The sequence below is a fragment of the Pseudomonas sediminis genome (assembly GCF_002741105.1).
Classification (GTDB): domain Bacteria; phylum Pseudomonadota; class Gammaproteobacteria; order Pseudomonadales; family Pseudomonadaceae; genus Aquipseudomonas; species Aquipseudomonas sediminis.
Genome location: NZ_NIQU01000003.1, coordinates 413773 through 435936, shown reverse-complemented (window position 1 = coordinate 435936; position 22164 = coordinate 413773). Strand labels below are relative to the sequence as shown.

The 22164-nt window shown below is 61.9% G+C and carries 27 protein-coding genes; 17 read left to right on the top strand and 10 right to left on the bottom strand.

The features are described 5' to 3' along the window. Positions 1–124: 124 nt before the first annotated feature. Positions 125–1144, top strand: a complete 1020-nt coding sequence (sohB, locus tag CDO35_RS10060; protein WP_099524404.1) for a protease SohB — start codon at positions 125–127, stop codon at positions 1142–1144. A 72-nt stretch (positions 1145–1216) separates the two neighbouring features. Continuing rightward, positions 1217–2206 (top strand): YhdH/YhfP family quinone oxidoreductase, encoded by a 990-nt coding sequence (locus tag CDO35_RS10055; RefSeq protein ID WP_099524578.1) that lies wholly within the window; start codon positions 1217–1219, stop codon positions 2204–2206. A 39-nt stretch (positions 2207–2245) separates the two neighbouring features. Here CDO35_RS10055 and CDO35_RS10050 read toward each other — a convergent pair whose 3' ends face one another. After that, positions 2246–2683 carry a hotdog fold domain-containing protein gene (locus CDO35_RS10050; protein ID WP_099524402.1) on the bottom strand — a complete coding sequence of 146 codons (438 nt, stop codon included), beginning with the start codon at positions 2681–2683 and terminating at the stop codon, positions 2246–2248. Positions 2684–2786: 103 nt separating this feature from the next. Here CDO35_RS10050 and CDO35_RS10045 point away from each other — a divergent pair, with 103 nt between their 5' ends. Beyond that, complete coding sequence (locus tag CDO35_RS10045; protein ID WP_099524400.1) at positions 2787–3371, top strand: TetR/AcrR family transcriptional regulator; 585 nt, start codon at positions 2787–2789, stop codon at positions 3369–3371. Here CDO35_RS10045 and CDO35_RS10040 read toward each other — a convergent pair. Then, positions 3368–4135: a DODA-type extradiol aromatic ring-opening family dioxygenase gene (locus CDO35_RS10040; protein WP_099524576.1), complete on the bottom strand. Its 768-nt coding sequence runs from the start codon at positions 4133–4135 to the stop codon at positions 3368–3370. The two genes, CDO35_RS10045 and CDO35_RS10040, sit on opposite strands and share 4 nt — an antisense overlap. A 105-nt stretch (positions 4136–4240) precedes the next feature. On the opposite strand from CDO35_RS10040, the gene CDO35_RS10035 reads away from it, so the two are divergent. Continuing rightward, positions 4241–4897 (top strand): thiopurine S-methyltransferase, encoded by a 657-nt coding sequence (locus CDO35_RS10035; protein ID WP_099524398.1) that lies wholly within the window; start codon positions 4241–4243, stop codon positions 4895–4897. A 56-nt stretch (positions 4898–4953) separates the two neighbouring features. Here CDO35_RS10035 and htpX read toward each other — a convergent pair whose 3' ends face one another. From htpX to CDO35_RS10020, 3 genes are all read right to left on the bottom strand, one after another. After that, positions 4954–5826, bottom strand: a complete 873-nt coding sequence (htpX, locus tag CDO35_RS10030; RefSeq protein ID WP_099524396.1) for a protease HtpX — start codon at positions 5824–5826, stop codon at positions 4954–4956. Between the two features lie 94 nt (positions 5827–5920). Beyond that, positions 5921–6367, bottom strand: coding sequence for a hypothetical protein (locus tag CDO35_RS10025; protein ID WP_099524394.1), 447 nt, complete (start codon positions 6365–6367; stop codon positions 5921–5923). A gap of 6 nt (positions 6368–6373) precedes the next feature. Further along, positions 6374–7585, bottom strand: coding sequence for a pyridoxal phosphate-dependent aminotransferase (locus tag CDO35_RS10020; RefSeq protein WP_099524391.1), 1212 nt, complete (start codon positions 7583–7585; stop codon positions 6374–6376). A gap of 278 nt (positions 7586–7863) precedes the next feature. Between CDO35_RS10020 and msrB the strand changes: the two genes are divergently transcribed. Then, positions 7864–8259, top strand: a complete 396-nt coding sequence (gene msrB, locus CDO35_RS10015) for a peptide-methionine (R)-S-oxide reductase MsrB (RefSeq protein ID WP_099524388.1) — start codon at positions 7864–7866, stop codon at positions 8257–8259. 41 nt (positions 8260–8300) lie between these two features. Here the strand turns inward: msrB and CDO35_RS22935 are convergent, their stop codons facing one another. Then, a complete protein-coding gene (locus tag CDO35_RS22935) occupies positions 8301–8474 on the bottom strand; it encodes a PA1571 family protein (RefSeq protein ID WP_166432395.1) in 174 nt (57 codons plus the stop codon). 289 nt (positions 8475–8763) lie between these two features. Between CDO35_RS22935 and CDO35_RS10010 the strand changes: the two genes are divergently transcribed. From CDO35_RS10010 to CDO35_RS09990, 5 genes are read left to right on the top strand one after another with little or no spacing between them, the layout of a single operon-like run. Further along, the gene (locus CDO35_RS10010) at positions 8764–9879 is read left to right on the top strand and encodes an ATP-NAD kinase family protein (protein WP_099524386.1); all 1116 of its coding nucleotides are present in this window, start codon (positions 8764–8766) and stop codon (positions 9877–9879) included. 9 nt (positions 9880–9888) lie between these two features. Then, the gene (locus CDO35_RS10005) at positions 9889–10479 is read left to right on the top strand and encodes a DUF1287 domain-containing protein (protein WP_099524383.1); all 591 of its coding nucleotides are present in this window, start codon (positions 9889–9891) and stop codon (positions 10477–10479) included. Next, the gene (locus tag CDO35_RS10000; protein WP_099524381.1) at positions 10476–10910 is read left to right on the top strand and encodes a thiol-disulfide oxidoreductase DCC family protein; all 435 of its coding nucleotides are present in this window, start codon (positions 10476–10478) and stop codon (positions 10908–10910) included. Before CDO35_RS10005 ends, CDO35_RS10000 begins: the two co-directional genes overlap by 4 nt. Next, positions 10903–11310 carry a DoxX-like family protein gene (locus CDO35_RS09995; RefSeq protein ID WP_099524379.1) on the top strand — a complete coding sequence of 136 codons (408 nt, stop codon included), beginning with the start codon at positions 10903–10905 and terminating at the stop codon, positions 11308–11310. Before CDO35_RS10000 ends, CDO35_RS09995 begins: the two co-directional genes overlap by 8 nt. Positions 11311–11318: 8 nt before the next feature. Further along, a complete protein-coding gene (locus CDO35_RS09990) occupies positions 11319–13076 on the top strand; it encodes an ABC transporter transmembrane domain-containing protein (protein ID WP_099524378.1) in 1758 nt (585 codons plus the stop codon). Here CDO35_RS09990 and rhtA read toward each other — a convergent pair. The 3 genes from rhtA to CDO35_RS09975 form a co-directional block, all read right to left on the bottom strand. Further along, positions 13073–13924: a threonine/homoserine exporter RhtA gene (gene rhtA / locus CDO35_RS09985; RefSeq protein WP_099524376.1), complete on the bottom strand. Its 852-nt coding sequence runs from the start codon at positions 13922–13924 to the stop codon at positions 13073–13075. The two genes, CDO35_RS09990 and rhtA, sit on opposite strands and share 4 nt — an antisense overlap. 71 nt (positions 13925–13995) lie before the next feature. Then, positions 13996–14277 (bottom strand): pyrimidine/purine nucleoside phosphorylase, encoded by a 282-nt coding sequence (gene ppnP, locus CDO35_RS09980; protein ID WP_003459961.1) that lies wholly within the window; start codon positions 14275–14277, stop codon positions 13996–13998. Positions 14278–14415: 138 nt separating this feature from the next. Continuing rightward, on the bottom strand, positions 14416–14964 hold the full coding sequence (locus CDO35_RS09975; RefSeq protein WP_099524374.1) for a 3'-5' exonuclease: 549 nt from the start codon (positions 14962–14964) through the stop codon (positions 14416–14418). A 184-nt stretch (positions 14965–15148) separates the two neighbouring features. On the opposite strand from CDO35_RS09975, the gene CDO35_RS09970 reads away from it, so the two are divergent. The 3 genes from CDO35_RS09970 (at position 15149) to CDO35_RS09960 (ending at position 17185) form a co-directional block, all read left to right on the top strand. After that, positions 15149–16021, top strand: a complete 873-nt coding sequence (locus CDO35_RS09970) for an NAD(P)-dependent oxidoreductase (protein ID WP_099524372.1) — start codon at positions 15149–15151, stop codon at positions 16019–16021. Between the two features lie 247 nt (positions 16022–16268). Then, positions 16269–16520 carry a YkgJ family cysteine cluster protein gene (locus CDO35_RS09965; protein WP_099524370.1) on the top strand — a complete coding sequence of 84 codons (252 nt, stop codon included), beginning with the start codon at positions 16269–16271 and terminating at the stop codon, positions 16518–16520. A gap of 65 nt (positions 16521–16585) precedes the next feature. After that, on the top strand, positions 16586–17185 hold the full coding sequence (locus CDO35_RS09960; protein ID WP_099524368.1) for an START domain-containing protein: 600 nt from the start codon (positions 16586–16588) through the stop codon (positions 17183–17185). Between the two features lie 64 nt (positions 17186–17249). Here CDO35_RS09960 and gltA read toward each other — a convergent pair whose 3' ends face one another. Next, on the bottom strand, positions 17250–18533 hold the full coding sequence (gltA, locus tag CDO35_RS09955) for a citrate synthase (RefSeq protein WP_037000858.1): 1284 nt from the start codon (positions 18531–18533) through the stop codon (positions 17250–17252). A 363-nt stretch (positions 18534–18896) separates the two neighbouring features. Between gltA and sdhC the strand changes: the two genes are divergently transcribed. From sdhC to CDO35_RS09935, 4 genes are read left to right on the top strand one after another with little or no spacing between them, the layout of a single operon-like run. After that, positions 18897–19271 (top strand): succinate dehydrogenase, cytochrome b556 subunit, encoded by a 375-nt coding sequence (sdhC, locus tag CDO35_RS09950; protein ID WP_099524365.1) that lies wholly within the window; start codon positions 18897–18899, stop codon positions 19269–19271. After that, on the top strand, positions 19265–19633 hold the full coding sequence (gene sdhD / locus CDO35_RS09945; RefSeq protein WP_037000860.1) for a succinate dehydrogenase, hydrophobic membrane anchor protein: 369 nt from the start codon (positions 19265–19267) through the stop codon (positions 19631–19633). The genes sdhC and sdhD overlap by 7 nt, the downstream gene beginning before the upstream one ends. A 3-nt stretch (positions 19634–19636) precedes the next feature. Further along, complete coding sequence (sdhA, locus tag CDO35_RS09940) at positions 19637–21409, top strand: succinate dehydrogenase flavoprotein subunit (protein WP_003459985.1); 1773 nt, start codon at positions 19637–19639, stop codon at positions 21407–21409. An 11-nt stretch (positions 21410–21420) separates the two neighbouring features. Then, positions 21421–22128 (top strand): succinate dehydrogenase iron-sulfur subunit, encoded by a 708-nt coding sequence (locus CDO35_RS09935; protein WP_003459986.1) that lies wholly within the window; start codon positions 21421–21423, stop codon positions 22126–22128. The last annotated feature ends 36 nt before the right edge of the window (positions 22129–22164 follow it).

The following is a 22164-nucleotide window of genomic DNA, read 5'->3' as shown; positions in this document are numbered from 1 at the left end:
CGCTTGTTTGAATTGCTTGTATGGCTATTGCAGCAACGCTGCCGAGGTTGGCCGCTAGGCCGCTGCGCCGGTATGCTTGAGCCTTTGTGCGCTCAGGCGCCGCTGCATTGTCCGAGGGGGATCCGTGGAGTTTCTTAGCGAGTACGCCAGCTTTCTGGCGAAAACCCTGACCCTGGTGGTCGCCATCGTCGTGGTGCTGGTGGCGATCGCCGCCACGCGCGGCAGGGGGCGGCGTGGCAGTGGCCAGCTACAGGTGCAGAAGCTCAATGACTTCTACAAGGATCTGCGCGAGCGCCTGGAGCAGAGCGTGTTGTCCAAGGATCAGCTCAAGGCTACGCGCAAGGCCGAGGCCAAGGCGGCCAAGCAGGAGAAGAAAACGCCGCCCAGCAAGCCACGGGTGTTCGTGCTGGATTTCGACGGCGATATCAAGGCATCGGCCACCGACAACCTGCGCCATGAAGTAACGGCGTTGTTGTCCATGGCCAAGGCCGAGGACGAAGTAGTGCTGCGCCTGGAAAGTGGTGGCGGCATGGTGCACAGCTACGGCCTGGCTTCGTCGCAGCTGGTGCGCATCCGCGATGCAGGCATCCCGCTGACCGTATGCGTGGACAAGGTAGCAGCCAGTGGCGGCTACATGATGGCCTGCATCGGCCAGAAGATTCTCAGTGCGCCTTTTGCCATTCTCGGCTCCATTGGCGTGGTGGCGCAGTTGCCCAATGTGCATCGTCTGCTGAAGAAGCACGAGATCGACTTTGAAGTGCTGACCGCCGGCGAGTACAAGCGCACGCTGACAGTATTTGGTGAGAACACTGAAAAGGGCCGGGAGAAATTCCAGGAAGATCTGGAAACCACTCACGAGCTGTTCAAAGGCTTTGTCGGTCGTTATCGCCCGCAGCTGGATATCGACGCCATCGCCACCGGTGAAGTCTGGCTGGGTATGGCCGCGCAGGAGCGCCTGCTGGTGGATGAACTGAAGACCAGCGACCAGTACCTGGCCGAACGCGCCGCCGAGGCTGAACTGTTCCATTTGCATTTCGCTCAGAAAAAGAGCCTGCAGGAGCGTGTCGGGCTTGCGGCCAGCATGGCGGCAGATCGCTTCGTCCTGACCTGGTTGAGCCGGCTCAATCAGCAACGCTTCTGGTAACGCTTCGTTCATGATGGGCTGCACGGCCGACTCGCGTCGCGCAGCAGCGAACCACGACAAGAGGAGAGGATGATGACCGAGTTCAAGGCCTTGCTGGTCAGCGAAGGCGCCGATGGCGGTTTCCAGCGTGAAGTAGTCCAGCGCAACGTCGAGCAGTTGCCGCAGGGCGAGTTGTTGATCCGCGTGCGCTATTCCTCGCTCAACTACAAGGACGCGCTGTCTGCCAGCGGCAATCGTGGTGTGACCAAGGCTTACCCGCATACGCCCGGTATCGACGCGGCGGGTGTGGTTGAGGCTTCCAGCGCTGCCGAATTCGCCGTGGGTGACGAGGTGATCGTCACCGGCTACGACCTAGGCATGAACACGGCCGGCGGCTTCGGTCAGTACATTCGTGTACCGGCCGCCTGGGCGATCAAGCGCCCGCAGGGGCTGCCGCTGCGCGAGGCGATGATCCTCGGCACCGCCGGCCTGACCGCCGCGCTGTGCGTGGACAAGCTGGAGCAGGCTGGCGTCACTCCGGAGTCCGGTACGGTGCTGGTCACTGGCGCTACCGGCGGGGTTGGCAGTATCGCGGTCGTGCTGCTCAAGCAGCTCGGTTATCGCGTAGCCGCGGCTACCGGCAAGGCCGAGCAGGCGGATTTTCTGCGTGGTCTGGGCGCCGACGAGATCGTCAGTCGCGAGGAGCTGCAGCAAGGCAGCGAGCGACCGATGCTCAAGGAGCGCTGGGCGGGCGCGGTCGATACCGTGGGTGGCGACATTCTGTTCAATGTGGTCAAGTCGCTGCGCCACAGCGGCAGCGTGGCCTGCTGCGGGCTGACCGCTGGCGTCGGCTTCCAGGCCTGCGTCCTGCCGTTCATCTTGCGCGGGGTCAACCTGCTGGGGGTGGATTCGGTGGAGCTGCCACTGGTGGTCAAGGCATCGATGTGGGACAAGCTCTCGCTGCAGTGGAAGCTCGATCTCTCGCCGCTGTGCCAGGAAATTGGCCTGGCGGAGTTGCCGGCGTCCATCGAGCGGATCCTGACTGGCGGCATGGTCGGCCGTATTCTGGTGCGACTCGACTGAATGTCTGAGCGAGGCCCGTCGATGACGGGCCTCTGCATTTCAGGCCTGGCTGACGTACATGGTGATCTCGGCGCGAAACACCGGCTTTTCACCGACGTAGGCCATTACTGGCACCTTGACGTCTCCGGTCTGCCCCCAGTTCACCTCGCTGCCATCGGCTACCGTGCGGATGTCGCCATCGGCCTTTGCCAGGTATTCCACTGTCATGCCCTTGGGAATCCAGCGGCAACCAGCGGGAATGGAGGCGTCGGTCATGCTGCCGGCGGCAAGCTCGGCAGCATTGCACAGCGCGATAGCGTGCACGGTGCCTATATGATTCAGTACTTCGCGGCGTTTGGCGAAGCGGACCTCGGCATAGCCTGGACGCAGCTCGACCATTTGCGGGGCGATGCTGGCGAAGTAGGGGGCGACCTGACCGATCATCGTGCTGAACTGGGTAGCACCGACCTGCTGGAACATCTGCAACATCTGACTCATGACTTTCTCCTGAGTGTTTGCGATTGAAGATGAGCGCGCGCCGGAGCAGTATACGAGGATTAGAAAGTTATTCTAGAAAAATATTCTAGTCATAAGGAGCGGTATGGCTCGTCCATCACGCAAAGATGAGATTCTGCAGGCTGCACTGGCGTGCTTTACCGAGCACGGCGTCGATGTCACCACCATCGAGATGATTCGTGACCGCTCTGGCGCGAGCATCGGCAGTCTGTATCACCACTTCGGTAACAAGGAGCGGATCATCGCCGCGCTCTATATGGCCGGTACCGCGCAGTACGCCGACCTGCTGCAGCGCGGATTTGCCAGCACGACCAGCGCCGAGGCTTGCGTCAAGTTGCTGGTGACCAGCTACATCGACTGGGTGGTGGCCAATCCGGATTGGGCGCGCTTCATCCTGCACAGCCGCAGTCGGGTCGAAGCGGGGGAGATGGGCGAAGCCCTGCGCGAAGCCAATCGTCAGCATTTCGCGCAGATTCTCACGGCGCTCGCCGAGTACCGCCTGCAGGGGCTGTTCAAGGCGCTGCCGGATGACTGTTTTGCCTCGGTGGTGATAGGCCCGACGCATGACCTGGCGCGGAACTGGCTGGCCGGCCGCACCCAGAGCGAGCTGGGTGAATGCCGTGAGCTGCTGGCGCAGATCGCCTGGGACAGCGTGAAAAGCAGCGACTAGTCGAAGCGATAGATGTCCATACCCAGTGCGCCGTAGGTGAAGCCTGCGTGAATCACGGAAAAGGCTTCGCCTGCGCCACGAGCGAAGAACAGCGGTAGCAGGTGTTCTTCGCTGGGATGGTTACGTACGGCGTTGGGTGCCTGCCGGCGGTAGTGGTGCAAGGCCTCTTCGTCGTTCGCTTCGAGCTTTTCCACCACCCAGTCGCGAAACTCCTTGGCCCAGGGCGTGATGACGTCGGGGCCGGCGCGCCAATCGAGCTCGCCGAGGTTGTGGGTGATGCTGCCGGAGCCGATAAGTAATATGCCTTGTTCACGCAGGCTGCTCAGTGCACGACCCACACGCGTCTGCTGCTCGGGGCCAAGGCGGCTGGGTAGCGAAAGCTGCACCACGGGGATATCGGCTTGCGGATACATCAGCGACAACGGAACCCAGGCGCCATGATCGAATGGGCGCCGGGCATCGAGCGCTGCCGGCAGGCCCGCGTGATTCAATTGCTCCGCGATCTCCTTGGCCAGTTCTGGTGCGCCGGGAGCAGGATACTGCACAGCGTACAAGGGCGCCGGAAAGCCGCCGAAATCGTGCCAGGTCTGCGGATGCTCGCCCGCCGTCAGCAGCAGTTGCTCGCTTTCCCAGTGCGCCGACACCACCACGATCGCCTTGGGCCTGGGCAGCTCGGCGGCCAGCCTGGCCAGTGCGGGGCCGCTGGCACCTGGGTCCAGGGCCAGCATGGGCGAACCGTGGGATATGAACAGTGAGGGCAGCATGACGATCAGCTCCTGAAGTAGGATGTCGCCATCTTCGTTGCTGGACCTATCGACTTCCAGCATAAATAGTTGAGCATTCCTATCGAATTTGTGGAGGTTTCACTCATGCACGAGGCGTTCTGGCAGGAGCGTTGGGCGCGCAGCCAAATCGGCTTTCATCAGGAGAAGGTCAACGGTTACCTGCGCCGGCACTGGGCTCGGCTTGGGCTCGCCGAACAGGCGGCGGTGCTGGTGCCGCTGTGTGGCAAGAGCCTAGACCTGGCCTGGCTGGCGGAACAGGGCCACACCGTGATTGGTGTCGAACTGGCCGAGCGCGCCGTGGAGGATTTTTTCGCCGAACGTGATGTACAGCCACAGATCTCGCAGCAGGGAGCGTTCAAGATCTATCAGGCCGGCAAGCTACGTATTCTCTGCGGCGACTTTTTCGCCCTGAGCCGTGACGACGTTGCCGGGTGCCAAGCGTTCTATGACCGCGCGGCGCTGATCGCGCTGCCGCCGGAGATGCGCGAGCGCTACGCCGCTCACCTGCAGGCGATTCTGCCGCCGGCCTGTCAGGGCCTGCTGGTGACCCTGGTGTACGACCAGCAACGCATGGATGGCCCGCCGTTCTCGGTCGAGGACGCCGAGGTCGAGCAGCGCTTCACGCCAGGTTGGGTGCCGCATGAGCTGGAGCGCAAGGATGTGCTGAGCGGCAACCCGCGGTTTGTCGAGAATCAGCTCGAGGCGGTGGAGGAAGTGGTGTTTCACCTGGCGCGCCGTTAAAGCAGCGAGCAATGAAAAAGGCGACCCTGAGGTCGCCTTTTGTTTTGCGGTTTCGATCAGCCGCGGCGGCGCAGCGCCTCGATGCGATCCTCCAGCGGCGGGTGGCTCATCAGCAGACCGGCCAGGCCGTTCTTCAGGCCGCCGTTGATGCCGAAGGCAGTCAGGCTGTCGGGCATCTGCACCGGAACGCCTTGCTCGGCGCGCAGACGCTGCAGCGCGGCGATCATGGCGCCGGTACCGGCCAGGCGGGCGCCGGCTTCATCAGCCTTGTACTCACGTTTGCGCGAGAACCACATGACGATGATGCTGGCCAGGATACCCAGCACCAGCTCGGCGAAGATGGTCGCGACGAAGTAGCCGATACCGTGGCCGTCTTCATTCTTCAGGATCGCCTTGTCGACGAAGTTACCGAAGATGCGCGCGAAGAACATCACGAAGGTGTTCACCACGCCCTGGATCAGTGCCAAGGTGACCATGTCGCCGTTGGCCACGTGGCCGATCTCGTGGGCCAGCACCGCGCGCACTTCATCAGGCGAGAAGCGCTCGAGCAGACCCTGGCTGACGGCGACCAGCGCGTCGTTCTTGTTCCAGCCGGTGGCGAAGGCGTTGGACTCGTAGGCCGGGAAGATACCGACTTCCGGCATCTTGATGCCGGCTTCACGGGACAGCTCCTCGACGGTCTGCAGCAGCCACTGTTCGTGACGGGTGCGCGGCTGGGTGATGATCTGCGTGCCGGTGCTCATCTTCGCCATCCACTTGGACAGGAACAGCGAGACCAGCGAACCGGCGAAACCGAACACGGCGCAGAAGATCAGCAGGCTGCCATGGTTCTGGCCGGTGAACCGATCGACCCCCAGCAGTTTGAGGGTGATGCTGGCGATAACCAGAACCGCCAGGTTGGTGGCCAGGAACAACATAATGCGCATCATGGTGTGAACGGACTCCTCACGGGGAAAGACGTACGAGTAATGCCGGCTATATAAGGGCGCCCCCCTGGGGCTTTCAACCAGCGACTATTTCAAACTATGTCTCTTGGCCGTGTAACGTGCTCTCGAACAGCAGGCGAGTGAGGCGGGCAGTGCGCTCACCGTGCTGCTGGGCCAGGGCCTCGCGCAGCTGAAAGGCTAGTGTGGCATGGACGCGGCGCACGCTCGGCGGCAACACTTCACCTTCGCGCAGGGCATGGGGAATCGCGCGCGACAGGCGCAGAAAACCCTTCTCGGTCAACACGGCCTGATCCAGTGCGTCATAGGCGATGGTCGACTCGAAACGCAGATAGCCTTCTTCGGCCAGCCACAACAGTGCACCCAGGCAGGCCTGGTGACGCTTGCTCGGCAGGCCGAATTCGTCCGGCTCCTCGCGCCCTATCAGGTCTTCCACGTACAGCGCCATCTTGCGCGGGAAGGCCTGGTAGAGCATGAGCAGGCCGCTGGCGGCGTCCTTGTAGAAGTCGTCTATCTGCAGGTCCATGTCGGCTTACTGGCTGTATCCCTTGAGGAAGTTGCCGATACGGCCGATGGCCTGCTCCAGATCGTCGACGCGGGGCAGGGTGACCACGCGGAAGTGATCCGGCCACGGCCAGTTGAAAGCGGTGCCCTGGACGATCAGCAGCTTCTCGGAAAGCAGCAGGTCGAGGACGAACTTCTCGTCATTGTGGATCGGGCAGACCTTCGGGTCGATCTTCGGGAAGGCGTACAGCGCGCCCATTGGTTTGACGCAGCTCACCCCGGGGATGTCGTTGAGCAGCTCCCAGGTACGGTTGCGCTGCTCCAGCAGGCGGCCGTTGGGCAGTACCAGGTCGTTGATGCTCTGGTAGCCACCGAGTGCGGTCTGGATCGCATGCTGGCTTGGCACGTTGGCGCACAGGCGCATGTTGGCCAGGATATCCAGGCCTTCGATGTAGCTCTGCGCCCTGTGTTTGGGCCCGGAGATGGCCACCCAGCCAGAGCGGAAACCGGCCACGCGGTAGCTCTTGGACAGGCCGTTGAAGGTCAGGCAGAGAACGTCCGGGGCCAGCGAGGCGGTGCTGATGTGCACGGCCTCGTCGTAGAGGATCTTGTCGTAGATCTCGTCGGAGAAGATCACCAGGTTGTGCTGGCGTGCCAGTTCGACGATATCCAGCAGCACTTCCTTCGAATACACCGCGCCGGTGGGGTTGTTCGGGTTGATCAGCACCAGGGCCTTGGTATTGGGCGTGATCTTGGCGCGCATGTCGGCGATGTCCGGGAACCAGCCGGCCTGCTCGTCGCACAGGTAGTGCACCGGCTTGCCGCCGGACAGCGCCACGGCGGCGGTCCACAGCGGGTAGTCGGGTGCCGGGATGAGTACCTCGTCACCGTTGTTGAGCAGCGCCTGCATGGCCATGACGATCAGCTCGGACACGCCGTTGCCGAGGTAGATGTCTTCGATGCCGACGCCTTCGACCTGCTTCTGCTGGTAATACTGCATCACCGCCTTGCGAGCGCTGAATAGGCCTTTGGAGTCGCTGTAGCCTTGAGCGGTGGGCAGGTTGCGGATGACGTCCTGAAGGATTTCTTCCGGTGCCTCGAAACCGAACGGCGCCGGGTTGCCGATGTTCAGCTTGAGGATGCGATGGCCTTCCTCTTCCAGACGCTTGGCGTGCTTGAGCACCGGCCCACGAATGTCGTAGCAGACGTTGGCGAGCTTGTTCGATTTGCTGACCTGCATGTAAGGAATCCCGAGCTAAGGAGAGCCCACGCAAATACGCTGCAAAATTCTCTCGACGGGGAATCTTGGCAGCCTGTAACGCGGGTGACAGACTGGGGTCGAATCATACGTGGCGCCCTGAGCGCGGCAAAGGTATCCGCCCGGCTTTTTTCTGGCCTGCCACAGGGTGCACAGTGACCGAGCAGTCGCACACCGCTCGCTTTGGCAGCGGTTGCCACCAGGCGCTGGCGCAGCCTGTAACGCCGCGTATCGCCCATTACCGAGGAGGAACTCCGTTCGTGGATAAAGTCGACAAACCCCTGGATAGCTGGCGCGAAGAGCTGACCGATGAGCAGTTTCATGTCTGCCGACTGGGCGGCACTGAGCGGCCGTTCACCGGCGCTTATCACGACAGCAAAACCCCTGGCATCTACCACTGCGCCTGCTGTGGCGAGGCGCTGTTCGACTCGGACGCGAAATACGACTCGGGCAGCGGTTGGCCGAGCTATTTTCAGCCGATCAATGACGAGGTGATCGCCAGCCTCGACGATTACAGCCATGGCATGCATCGCATCGAAGTCAAATGCGCCAAATGCGACGCGCACCTGGGGCATGTGTTCCCCGATGGCCCACGCCCGACCGGGTTGCGCTACTGCATCAACTCACTGTCGTTGAAACTGGTGCCGAGCGAGTAAGGTATGCGCGCTGGGCACGTTGAGAGCCCAGCGCAGCGGATTCACGCCTGCTGGCTGACGCGCTGGCGACTTTCTTCCAGGGCGTCACAGGCCTCTTGGATCATGTCTTCGGTAATGGGCACTTCGCGGCCTTGGCCGTCGATGATAAAACCGCCCACCGGTTCCTGCTGTTGCGCGGTGGCGGGACATTGGGCGGCGTTGTCTTGCAAGCTCATGGCCTGTCTCCTCATCAGTGGTGTGCGCCAGTCTGGGACATCCAGATGAAGGCGCGGTGACAATTAGGAACCTGCTCGAAGTCTGTTGCACGTCGGCCATGCTGCGTTGAAATCGGGCTCAGAAAGCTCATTTACTACTCGTAAACTCGCTTGCTCGCCCGATTTCGCCTTGCCTGGCTCTAGCTCGAAATACTTTAAACAGATTCCAAGACGGCGGAACTCCGTCACAAAACACAGTGCAAAAATCGTATTGCAGGCTGCGTGCCAGCCTGTGTGGAACGAGGAACTCATGTCGCGTTTTCATATTGGTCTGATCATCAACCCGCTGGCCGGCCTGGGTGGCCCGGCAGCGTTCAAGGGCAGCGACGGCATGGCCGAGCAGGCGCTGGCTCTGGGTGTCGAGCCAAAAGCTGCACAACGTACGCGCACTGCGCTTGAGCAGTTGTTGACCCTGCAAGAGCGCATTGAGTTCGTCAGCTACCCCGGCGCCATGGGTGGCGATCTTTTGGCGCAGATGGGCTTCGAACATCGTTTGCTGGGTGAGTTGAGCGAAGGTGCGACCACCGCCGAAGATACCCAGCGTGCGGTGCGGCAACTGCAGGACGCCGGTGTTGCGTTTATTCTCTTCGCCGGTGGCGACGGTACCGCGCGCGATGTTTGCGCCGCTGTCAGGGACGGGCAGCCGGTGTTGGGCATTCCTGCAGGGGTGAAGATCCAGTCCGGCGTCTATGCCATCAGCCCGCGAGCCGCGGGCGAACTGACGGCGCGCCTGGTAGACGGCGGCCTGGTGCGATTGGCCAGCGGCGAAGTGCGTGATATCGATGAGAGCGCCCTGCGTGAAGGCCGTGTCACCGCACGCTGGTATGGCGAACTGTGCGTGCCGCAGGAGGGCGGTTACGTGCAGGCAGTCAAGCAGGGTGGCGTGGAGTCCGAAGAGTTGGTGCTGGCCGATCTCGCCGCCTGGCTGGAGGCGGAGTGGGAGCCAGACGCGCGCTACGTGTTCGGCCCAGGCTCGACCCTGCACGGCCTGGCGCAGAACCTGGGGCTGGAAACCACCTTGCTGGGCGTCGATGTGATCGAAGCGGGGCAGGTGATTGCGCGTGACGTCAACGAAACCGAGCTGTTCGACCTGGTCGACGGGCACCCGACTTACCTGCTGGTGACCGCAATCGGCGGTCAGGGCCATATTGTCGGCCGTGGCAATCAGCAGATCAGCCCGCGTGTGCTGCGCGCCATCGGCTTGGAGCGCCTGCGTGTGGTGGCCACCAAGCGCAAGCTGGCGACGCTGGAGGGCCGGCCGCTGCTGGTCGACAGTGGTGACGTGGCGCTGGATGATGCCTTCCCCGATGCCGTGCGGGTCTGGGCGGGGTACAAGGAAGAGTTGCTTTACCCCTTGAGTCGATAGGAGATCGAAATGCGCATGCTGGTTCTACTGTTGGCTTGGTCGCTGGCGTTTGGCGCGCAAGCCATAGAGGCTGACAAGCTGGTGCTCGATGCGCGTACGCAGGTTGGCGTGACCTTGGGTTATGACCCGGCCTACCGCACGCTGAGCTATCCGGGCGGCGACGTACCGATGGTCACCGGCGTCTGCACTGACGTGGTGATCCGCGCGCTGCGTCAGCAGGGGCTGGATCTCCAGGAGGCGGTGCATCGCGACATGCGCGGCAACTTCGCCGCCTATCCTAAGAACTGGGGGCTGAGTCGCCCGGACAGCAACATCGATCACCGCCGCGTGCCCAACCTGATGACCTGGTTCAAGCGTCAGGGCTGGGCGCTTGCGGTCGAGGATGATGCTTCGGCCTACCGTGCCGGCGATATCGTTACCTGGGATCTGGGGCGTGGCCTTACCCATATCGGCATCGTCAGTGATCGTCAGGCTGCAACAGGCACACCGCTAGTGCTGCACAACATCGGCCGGGGCACGCAGGAGGAGGACATTCTGTTCGCCTACCGCATCACCGGCCATTACCGCCCGCTGGCGCAGCAGGCGAGCGCGGCTCAATGAGCAGGCAAACGCTACCGCCCGGCCCTGCTGCAGGCGAGCGCGTGGTCCTGTTCGACGGGGTCTGCAAGCTCTGCAATGGCTGGGCGAAGTTCCTCATTCGGCATGACCGCCAGCGCCAATTTCGTCTGGCTTCGGTGCAATCGGCGCAAGGCCAGGCATTGTTGACCTGGTATGGGCTGCCGACGGACCGTTTCGACACCATGGCGCTGATCGATGAGGCGGGGCTGCATGTACGCTCGAACGCGCTGCTGCGCATTCTTGCTCGCCTGCCCCAGCCCTGGCGTGCGCTCGCCTGGCTGCGCCTGGTTCCGCGCCCGTTGCGCGATTGGTGTTATGACCGCATCGCGCTGAATCGCTACCGTCTGTTCGGTCGGCATGAGGTCTGCCTTTTGCCCAGCGCCGACCATGCCGAGCGCTTCCTGCATGACTGAGGCGCGTCTGGCGCAGATTGCCTGGCTCGCTCGGCTGGCCTTGGCGTTGGTGTTCATCTGGCATGGGCTGGCACCGAAGATTCTCTGGCTCAGTCCTGATGAGGTGGCGATGATCGGGGCCCATCACTTGCCAGACCATCCGTTGTTCGCGCCACAAGTGATCGCGATCATTGGCGGCGTGGCCGAGATTTTCCTGGGTGTCCTGCTGCTCACGGTGCGTCGCCATCGTTGGCCCTTGTTGGTCGCGGGCGCGGTATTGCTGATGCTGCTGCTTGATGTTGCGCTGCTGAGCCCCCATCTGTTGATTCAGGCGTTCAATCCGCTTTCGACCAATCTGGCTGCGCTAGCCTTGTGTGCAGTGGCCTGGCTGGCTGAAGCGCCCTCGGCTGCTGACTCCTGAGACCTGTCATGACCTCGATGCTTTCTTCTCGCCAGCGTGGCGCCATGCGTCTGGCCTGGCGCTTCATCGCGCCTTATCGCGGCCGAGTGGTGGGCGCGCTGCTGGCGCTGATGTTCACGGCGGCGATCACCCTGTCAATGGGCCAGGGCATCAAGCTGCTTGTGGACCAGGGCCTGGCCACGCAATCGCCGGCAGCGCTGCGGCACTCCCTGCTGCTGTTTTTCGTGCTGGTACTGGCGTTGGCCTTCGGTACCTACACGCGTTTCTATCTGGTGTCGTGGATCGGCGAGCGGGTGGTCGCGGACATCCGCCGGCGGGTGTTCGATCACCTGATCGAGTTGCATCCAGGCTTCTACGAGAGCAATCGCAGCTCGGAGATCCAGTCGCGGCTGACCGCCGACACCACCTTGCTGCAATCGGTGATCGGCTCGTCGCTGTCGATGGCGCTGCGTAACCTGATCATGTTGATCGGTGGCAGCGTGCTGCTGGTGGTGACCAATCCCAAGCTCAGCGGTATCGTCCTGCTGGCCCTGCCGCTGGTGGTGGCGCCGATCCTGCTGTTCGGCCGCCGTGTGCGCGCGCTGTCGCGGCAGAGCCAGGACCGCGTGGCGGATGTCGGCAGCTACGTCGGCGAGACGCTGGGGCAGATCAAGACCGTGCAGGCCTACAACCATCAGAACGAGGACAAGCGACGCTTCGGTGAGTCGGCCGAGGCCGCTTTCGATGTGGCGCGCAAGCGCATCGCCCAGCGTTCCTGGCTGATCACCGTGGTCATCGTGCTGGTACTCGGTGCGGTGGGGGTGATGCTCTGGGTCGGCGGCATGGACGTGATCGCCGGGCGTATTTCCGGTGGTGAGCTGGCGGCTTTCGTGTTCTACAGCCTGATCGTCGGCTCGTCCTTCGGCACCCTGAGCGAGGTGATCGGTGAGTTGCAGCGCGCCGCAGGCGCCGCCGAGCGTATCGGCGAGCTATTGCGCGCCAGTAACGCCATCGTGGCGCCAGAACAGCCGCAGCATCTGCCGCAGCCGGTGCAGGGACGTATCGAGTTGCAGGGCGTGCGTTTCGCCTATCCGTCGCGCTCGGACAGCTATGCCGTCGATGGCATCGATTTGCAGGTGGCGGCAGGTGAAACCCTGGCGCTGGTGGGGCCGTCCGGTGCTGGCAAGTCGACGCTGTTCGACCTGCTGCTGCGTTTTTTCGACCCGCAGGGCGGGCGCATCCTCATCGACGGTGTGCCTATCGATCAGCTCGAGCCGCGCGAGCTGCGCGCCTGTTTCGCTCTGGTGTCACAGAATCCCGCGCTGTTCTTCGGCTCGGTCGAAGACAACATTCGCTACGGCCGCCTGGATGCCAGTCAGGCCGAAGTGGAGGCGGCCGCGCGAGCGGCACACGCCCATGAGTTCATCCAGCGTTTGCCGCAGGGCTACCAGACCCATCTCGGTGAGGCCGGGCTTGGGCTTTCCGGCGGCCAGCGTCAACGTCTGGCCATTGCTCGTGCCTTGCTGGCCGATGCGCCGATCCTGCTGCTCGACGAGGCCACCAGTGCGCTGGATGCCGAGAGTGAACACCTGATTCAGCAGGCGCTGCCATCGCTGATGGCCGGGCGTACCACGCTGGTGATCGCTCACCGTCTGGCCACGGTAAAGCAAGCGGATCGCATCGCAGTGATCGAGCAGGGCCGTTTGGCTGCCATCGGCAGCCATGCCGAGTTGATCGAAAGCAGCCCGCTCTATGCGCGGCTGGCCGAGTTGCAGTTCGGTACTTAACTTTTTGGCTTGATAGTGGCGGCCGCCCCGGCCGAGGCGACGATGATCGCGCCGACGGCCAGCCACTGGCCCCAGAGCAGCTTCTCGCCGAGAAAGGCCAGGCCGCACATTGCCGCGACTGCCGGCTCCAGGCTCATCAGTACGCTGAAGGTGCGCGCTGGTAGGCGCGTAAGGGCGACCATCTCCAGGCTGTAGGGCAGGGCCGAGGACAGCACCGCGACACCCAGGGCGATGGGCAGCAGGTCAAGGCTCAGCAGGTCACTGCCGGCATGCCAGACTCCGATGGGCAGTACCAGGAGAGCGGCGACCCAGGTGCCCAGGGCAACTGTGTGGCGGCCATGCTGGGCGCCGGCTTTCTGTCCGAAGATGATGTACAGCGACCAGCAAACACCCGCGCCGAGTGCCAGGGCTGCGCCGAGCGGATCGATGGCGTGTTGCGTGGCGCCGGTGGGCAAAAGCATCCATAACCCGACGACGGCCAGGATCACCCAGACGAAATCCAGCAGGCGGCGCGAAGAAAACAGCGCCAGGGCCAGCGGCCCGGTGAACTCCAGGGCCACGGCGATGCCCAGCGGAATGCTCTGTAGCGACATGTAGAACATCAGGTTCATGCCGCCCAGCGCCAGGCCGTAAGCCAGCAGGGCGTGGCACTTGCGCAGGTCCAGACGTGCACGCCACGGTTGCATCACCAGCGACAGGATGATCGCGCCGAGCACCAGGCGCAGCGCCGTGGTGCCTTCGGCACCGACCAGCGGGAACAGGTTCTTGGCCAGCGAGGCGCCGCTCTGGATCGAGACCATGGCCACCACGAGCAAGGCAATGGGGACGAGAAGTGCGCTGCGTGGCATGGGTATGTCCTGCTGGTGAGCATGAAAGAAAAAACCGGCCGCGAGGGCCGGTTTTTCATGAGGCCTGTGGCTTAGCGGTATTCGCAGAGGTAGGCGGTGTCTACGGCTACCTTGAGCTGGAACTTGCTGTTGGCCTCGACGGTGAACTTGCTGCCGGCTTCGAAGGTGTTCCAGCTGTCGCTGCCTGGCAGCTTGACGGTCAGAGCGCCGGCAACCACGTGCATGACTTCCAGCTGGCTGGTGCCGAATTCGTATTCGCCCGGGGCCATTACGCCGATGGTGGCAGGGCCTTCAGCCATGGTGAAACCGATGGATTTGACGGTGCCGTCGAAGTATTCGTTGACCTTGAACATCTGCGATTCCTCGGAAGGGGTTGAAAAAGTTGCTGGGAGCCATGTTTAACGTCGTGTGACGACGGCCCGAAGGGTGACCGCCATGCATGGCAGGCCATAAAAGGGTCGCCAGTATGCCCAAGCGCCTTTTCTTCGTCATCAGTCTTTAAGGGGCAATACCAGTGGCAGCAGGCGGGCGGTGTTACGCGCATCTTCGAGGGCGCGGTGCTGTTGCCCTTGAAACTGCATGCCAGCCAGTTGCAGTGCACTGTGCAGACCAACCGGGCGCTGCAATTGGCGCGCCTTGGCGAAAGCCTGTTTGAGGTTGAGGTGCGGCACCTCGGTCAGCAGACTGTGCACCTGATGTTGACGCCATTCCTGCTCCAGCTGGCGGCGGTCGTAATCACCCCAGCTGCTCCAGCCGACCAGGCGTGGCGCATGCTGGGTCAGCCAGCGCTCGAACTGAGCCCAGACCTGGGGCAGGGTAGCGGCGCTGTCGATCTCGGCCTGGGTGATATGGGTGAGTTCGCGGCAGAAATCGGTCAGGCAGGGGCGGCGCTGTGGCCTGATGAAGCGTTGAAAGTGATCGCGCTCATGACCGTCTGCTCCGACCAGGCTGGCTCCGATTTCGATGATTTCCATTTCTTCCATCGCCCAACCGCCTTCGTCGGTGGTGGCCTCCAGGTCGATGACTAGCCAATGCCCCATGGGCGCTCCTTAGAACCTGTCTGCGATCTGTTGCGCTTCGGCCTCACTGCATGGAAAAGGTTCCTGGTATCAGGACCAAGTTCAAGCCCCTGTGCTGAGCGGTACCGCAGGCAGTATGGAAGGCCTTTTCGGCCAGGGCAAACGTCGTGTTAGGCTCTGGCGCCTATATCTGCAGGAGGTCACTATGGCAAAGGTCGCGTTTCTCGGTTTGGGCGTCATGGGCTATCCGATGGCTGGGCATCTGGCCCGCAACGGTCATCAGGTGACTGTCTACAACCGCTCGCCGGGCAAGGCCGAGCAGTGGATGGGCGAGTATGCCGGCAGCAGTGCGCCGACCCCGCGTGAGGCGGTGGCAGGTGCCGAACTGGTGATGTGTTGTGTCGGCAATGATGACGACCTGCGCAGCGTGGTGCTCGGCGAGCAGGGCGCATTCGCTGGCATGGCGCCGGGCGCGATCCTGGTCGACCACACCACGGCTTCTGCTGATGTCGCGCGTGAGTTGGCAGCCATCGCGGTCGAGCGTGGCCTCGGCTTTCTAGATGCGCCGGTGTCTGGCGGTCAGGCGGGAGCGGTCAATGGCGTGCTGACCGTGATGGTCGGTGGTGAGGCCGAAACCTATGCTGTAGCCGAGCCGGTCATCCAGAGCTACGCGCGAATGATGCGCCTGATGGGGCCGGCCGGTAGCGGCCAGTTGAGCAAGATGGTCAATCAGATCTGCATCGCTGGTCTGGTTCAGGGGTTGGCAGAAGCGCTGAACTTCGCTCAGCGTGCAGGGCTGGATGGTCATGCGGTGGTCGATGTGATCAGCAAGGGCGCGGCGCAGTCCTGGCAGATGGAAAACCGCTACAAGACCATGCTGGCGGGCGAGTTCGACTTCGGCTTCGCGGTCGACTGGATGCGCAAGGACCTGTCGATTGTGCTCGAAGAGTCGCGTCGCAACGGCGCACAGCTGCCGGTGACGGCGCTGGTCGATCAGTTCTATGCCGATGTTCAATCAATGGGTGGTGGGCGCTGGGATACCTCCAGCCTGCTGGCCCGCCTGCAGCGTAACCGCTGATCGTGAAAGGCCTCGACGGCAAGCGCGTGCCTCATTAGCAGGCCGTTGAAAAACGTAGGCGAGGCAGCCAGTGCAATACCGATGGCGGCCCCGCAAAAACAGGCGAAAAGCGCAGTTTACGAGTTGTAAATGAGCATTTTGATCGGACTCGCGCACGAGCCTGTTTTTAACGCAGCAATGGCAACGTAGGTAGTTTTTCAGCGGCCTGTTAGGATCGCCGCCGTTCGTTTGTAGTCGAGGTCGTTTCATGGAGTGTCGTGCTGGTTGCGGTGCCTGCTGCATCGCGCCTTCCATCAGTTCTCCGATTCCAGGTATGCCCGATGGCAAGCCGGCCGGCGTGCGCTGTATTCATCTTGATGCCGAGTTTCTCTGCGCCATCTTCGGTCGCCCGGAGAGACCTGCTGTGTGCGGAGGTTTCAAGGCAGAAGAACAGTTGTGTGCGGATGACCGCGAGAGTGCCATTCGGATGCTGGGCTGGCTGGAGCAGGCGACGGCCTGACGATTTGAACCGCTTGCGGCCCGTGCGGGTCGAAACGCAAACAGTCCTTCCGGGAGTTGCTCGAAATGATGCGTTTTTCCGTTCTGGCCATGCTGTTGTGCGCGACCGCTGCCCAAGCTGCCGAAAGGCAGTGGCAGTTGGAGCGCGAGGAAGACGGTGTCAGCGTTTATCTGGCCGATGTGCCTGGGTCGAAGTACAAGGCCTATCGTGGCGTGGTGACGATCAAGGGCGACCTGGCTGCCGTACAAGCCGCGCAGGAGGATGTCGCCGGCTCCTGCTCCTGGATCTTCAGTTGCCAGCAGCAGCGACTGCTCGAGAGTAAGGGCGACGTGAGCGAGCTGTACACCCGTTTCGAAATGCCCTGGCCGGTGAAGGCGCGTGATTCGGTGATTCAGGTGACCACACGCACCGGTGCAGATGGCGGCGTCACGCGCCTGCTCAAGGCGGTGCCGGAGCGCTTGCCGGAGGAAAATGACTTCGTGCGGGTGCAGCGTATCGATGGCGAGTGGCATCTCAAACCGCTGGGTCAGGGCGAGGTGGAAGTGACCTACGAGGTGCACACTGAACCGGGCGGCAGCGTGCCCTCCTGGCTGGCCAACAGTTTCGTCGTCGATGCGCCGCTGCAAACGCTGCAGGGCTTGCGGGCGAAGGTGGAAGGACGCTGAGCCAGGCCCGCTCCGGGCAATAAAAAAGGCTGCCATTGGCAGCCTTTTTCGTTTCGCGGCGCTATCAGTCGCGGTTAGCCGGCAGATCACGCTGCTCGTAACCGGTGTACAGCTGGCGCGGACGGCCAATCTTGTACGGACCCGAAAGCATTTCCTTCCAGTGCGAGATCCAGCCCACGGTACGTGCCAGGGCGAAGATAACGGTGAACATCGAGGTCGGAATGCCGATGGCCTTGAGGATGATGCCCGAGTAGAAGTCCACGTTCGGGTACAGGTTGCGCTCTTTGAAGTACGGATCGGTCAGGGCGATCTCTTCCAGGCGCATGGCCAGTTCCAGCTGCGGGTCATTGGTGATGCCCAGTTCGCCGAGTACTTCGTCGCAGGTCTGCTTCATCACGGTGGCGCGCGGGTCGCGGTTCTTGTAAACGCGATGACCGAAGCCCATCAGCTTGAACGGGTCGTTCTTGTCCTTGGCCTTGGCGATGAACTTGTCGATGTTGGAAACGTCACCGATCTCGTCGAGCATTGCCAGTACGGCTTCGTTGGCGCCGCCGTGTGCCGGGCCCCACAGCGCAGCGATACCTGCTGCGATACAGGCGAACGGGTTGGCGCCCGAGGAGCCAGCCAGCCGTACGGTGGAGGTGGAGGCGTTCTGCTCATGGTCAGCGTGGAGGATGAAGATCTTGTCCATCGCCTTGGCCAGCACCGGGCTGATCGGTTTGATCTCGCACGGGGTGTTGAACATCATGTGCAGGAAGTTTTCCGCGTAATTCAGGTCATTGCGCGGGTACATCATGGGTTGGCCCATGGAGTACTTGTAGGTCATGGCGGCAATGGTCGGCATCTTGGCCACCAGGCGCATGGCCGACACTTCGCGGTGCTGCGGGTTATTGATGTCCAGCGAGTCGTGATAGAAGGCGGACAGGGCGCCAACTACGCCGCACATGATGGCCATCGGGTGGGCATCGCGGCGGAAGCCGTTGAAGAAGGTCTTCAGTTGCTCATGAACCATGGTGTGGTTCTTGATGGTGCTGACGAACTGGGCCTTTTCTTCCTTGCTCGGCAGTTCGCCATTGAGCAGCAGGTAGCAGGTTTCCAGGTAGTCGGATTGCTCGGCGAGCTGCTCGATGGGGTAGCCGCGGTGCAGCAGGATCCCTTGGTCGCCGTCGATATAGGTGATCTTCGACTCGCAAGAGGCGGTCGACATGAAACCAGGATCAAATGTGAACCGACCCGTGGCGGTCAGGCTCCGCACATCGATTACATCGGGACCAACAGTGCCGGTCAGAACGGGCAGTTCGACGGGGGCATTGCCCTCGATGATCAACTGCGCTTTTTTGTCAGCCATATGTGGCCTCCTAGTTATGCTTGAAATCATCAGACAGCCCCCCACGCAGGGCCCGCACCACTATAGTGGGATAAATCCGAAAGTCAATTTGCGAGAACCCAGGCAGTAGAAGGGTTTGAACGGTATTTTCAGCGAAAAAAGGGCGCTATTTACGCCATTTGTTTAAAGGCTGCAATGCGCTTTTTGGGGTAGGGCATTGCATTGTCATTAGTCTGCTAACTGTCTATACTCTGCGGCCGACCGCCACAGGCTTTAGGGCCGTGTCATGGCGGTTGTCACTCATTGGGTGATGGGTACCTTGCCAGTGCACTTCCCAACAACTTTGCCCTGATCGTTAGGGGCTCTCAGTGTGATAAAAAAGCCGTGAATAGCCAACGACCTGTAAACCTAGACCTTCGGACTATCAAGCTTCCGATCACCGCTTACACGTCCATTCTTCACCGTATCTCCGGTGTCATCCTCTTTGTCGGTATCGCCATTCTGCTGTTTGGCCTCGACAAGTCGCTGACCTCCGAAGAGGGCTTCGCCCAGGTGAAAGAATGCCTGACCAGCCCGCTGGCCAAGTTCGTGATCTGGGGTCTGTTGTCCGCTCTGCTGTACCACCTGGTGGCCGGTGTACGCCACTTGATCATGGACATGGGCATCGGTGAGACGCTGGAAGGCGGCAAGCTGGGCTCGAAAATCGTCGTCGTAGTGGCGGCGGTAGTGATCGTGCTGCTGGGGGTGTGGATATGGTAACTAATGTCACGAATTTCTCGCGTTCGGGCCTCTATGACTGGATGGCTCAGCGCGTTTCTGCGGTCGTTCTCGCGGCTTACACGCTGTTTCTGCTGGGCTATGTGATCTGTAATCCCGGTATGGGCTACGCCGAATGGCATGGCCTGTTCTCGCATACCGCAATGCGCATCTTCAGCCTGCTGGCCCTCGTTGCACTGAGCGTGCACGCCTGGGTCGGCATGTGGACTATTTCCACCGACTACCTGACGCCGATGGCGCTGGGCAAGTGGGCGACTGGTGTGCGTTTCCTGTTCCAGGCCGTGTGTGGCATCGCCATGTTCACGATGTTCGTCTGGGGCGTGCAGATTCTGTGGGGTTTCTGATTCATGGCTAGCATCCGTACTCTTTCCTATGACGCCATCATCGTTGGTGGCGGCGGCGCTGGCATGCGTGCCGCGCTGCAACTGGCTCAGGGCGGTCACAAGACTGCCGTGGTCACCAAGGTGTTCCCGACTCGTTCGCACACCGTTTCCGCTCAGGGTGGCATCACCTGTGCCATCGCTTCGGCCGACCCGAACGATGATTGGCGCTGGCACATGTACGATACCGTCAAGGGTTCCGACTACATCGGTGACCAGGACGCTATCGAATACATGTGCTCCGTCGGCCCGGAAGCGGTGTTCGAGCTCGAGCACATGGGGTTGCCGTTCTCCCGTACCGAGCAGGGCCGCATCTATCAGCGTCCGTTCGGTGGTCAGTCCAAGGGCCCGGATAACCCGACTCAGGCTGCTCGTACCTGCGCCGCTGCTGACCGTACCGGTCACGCCCTGCTGCACACCCTGTACCAGGCCAACCTGAAAGCCGGCACCTCGTTCCTCAACGAGTGGTACGCAGTCGATCTGGTGAAGAACCAGGACGGCGCCATCGTCGGCGTCATCGCCATCTGCATCGAAACTGGCGAAACCGTCTACATTCGCTCCAAGGCCGTGGTTCTGGCCACTGGTGGTGCTGGCCGTATCTACGCCTCCACCACCAACGCCCTGATCAACACCGGTGACGGCGTGGGCATGGCCCTGCGTGCCGGCGTGCCGGTGCAGGACATCGAAATGTGGCAGTTCCACCCGACCGGTATCGCCGGCGCTGGTGTACTGGTTACCGAAGGCTGCCGTGGTGAAGGTGGTTACCTGATCAACGCCCATGGCGAGCGCTTCATGGAGCGTTATGCGCCGAACGCCAAAGACCTGGCTGGTCGCGACGTCGTTGCCCGTTCCATGGTCAAGGAAGTCATCGCCGGCAACGGCTGTGGCCCGGACAAGGACCACGTACTGCTGAAGCTGGATCACCTGGGCGAGGAAGTGCTGCACAGCCGCCTGCCGGGTATCTGCGAACTGTCCAAGACCTTCGCCCACGTCGACCCAGTCGTCGCTCCGGTACCGGTCATCCCGACCTGCCACTACATGATGGGCGGCGTGCCGACCAACATTCATGGTCAGGCAATCACTCAGGACGCCAACGGCAACGACAAGATCATCGAAGGTCTGTTCGCTGTAGGTGAAGTGGCGTGCGTGTCGGTGCACGGTGCCAACCGTCTGGGCGGCAACTCGCTGCTCGACCTGGTGGTATTCGGCCGCGCCGCTGGCCTGCACCTGGAAAAAGCGCTGAAAGAAGGCGTGGAAGTCCGTGGTGCCAGCGAAACCGACATCGAACAGTCGCTGTCGCGTCTGGCTGGCGTCAACGAGCGCAGCACTGGCGAAGACGTCGCCCCGCTGCGTAAAGAGCTGCAACAGTGCATGCAAAACTACTTCGGTGTATTCCGTACTGGCGAATACATGCAGAAGGGCATCCAACAACTGGCCGACCTGCGTGAGCGCATCGCGAAAGTCAAAATCGCGGACAAGAGCCAGGCGTTCAACACTGCGCGTATCGAAGCGCTGGAACTGCAAAACCTGCTCGAAGTTGCTGAAGCGACCGCGGTCGCGGCCGAGGCTCGTAAAGAGTCCCGTGGCGCCCACGCTCGTGAAGACTTCGAGGAGCGCGACGATCAGAACTGGCTGTGCCATTCGCTCTACTTCCCGGGCGAGAAGCGCGTAGCCAAGCGTGACGTGAACTTCGCGCCGAAGACCGTTCCGGCATTTGAACCCAAGGTTCGGACTTATTAAGGGTGACTGATATGTTGCAAGTCAGTGTTTATCGCTACAACCCGGAGAAGGACGCTGCTCCGTTCATGCAGGACTTCCAGGTCGACACCGGCGGCAAGGACATCATGGTCCTCGACGTGCTGGCGCTGATCAAGGAACAGGACGAGGGCTTCTCCTACCGTCGTTCCTGCCGTGAAGGTGTATGTGGCTCCGACGGCATGAACATCAACGGCAAGAACGGCCTCGCGTGCATTACGCCGATCTCCGCTGCCGGCCTCAAGGGCGGCAAGCTGGTGATTCGTCCGTTGCCGGGCCTGCCGGTCATTCGTGACCTGGTCGTCGATATGAGCATCTTCTACAAGCAGTACGAGAAGGTGCAGCCGTTCCTGCAGAACGATACGCCGGCTCCGGCCATCGAGCGCCTGCAGACTCCGGAAGAGCGCGAGAAGCTCGACGGTCTGTACGAGTGCATTCTGTGCGCATGCTGCTCGACCAGCTGCCCGTCGTTCTGGTGGAACCCGGACAAGTTCCTCGGTCCCGCTGCACTGCTGCAGGCCTATCGTTTCCTGGCCGACAGCCGTGACACCAAGACCGCCGAGCGTCTGGCCTCGCTGGACGATCCGTTCAGTGTGTTCCGCTGCCGCGGCATCATGAACTGCGTGAACGTCTGCCCCAAGGGTCTGAACCCGACCAAGGCGATCGGTCACGTGCGTAACATGCTGCTGCAGAGCGGTACCTGATTCGCAAGTTGCTATACCTGTAACACCTGCGAGTCC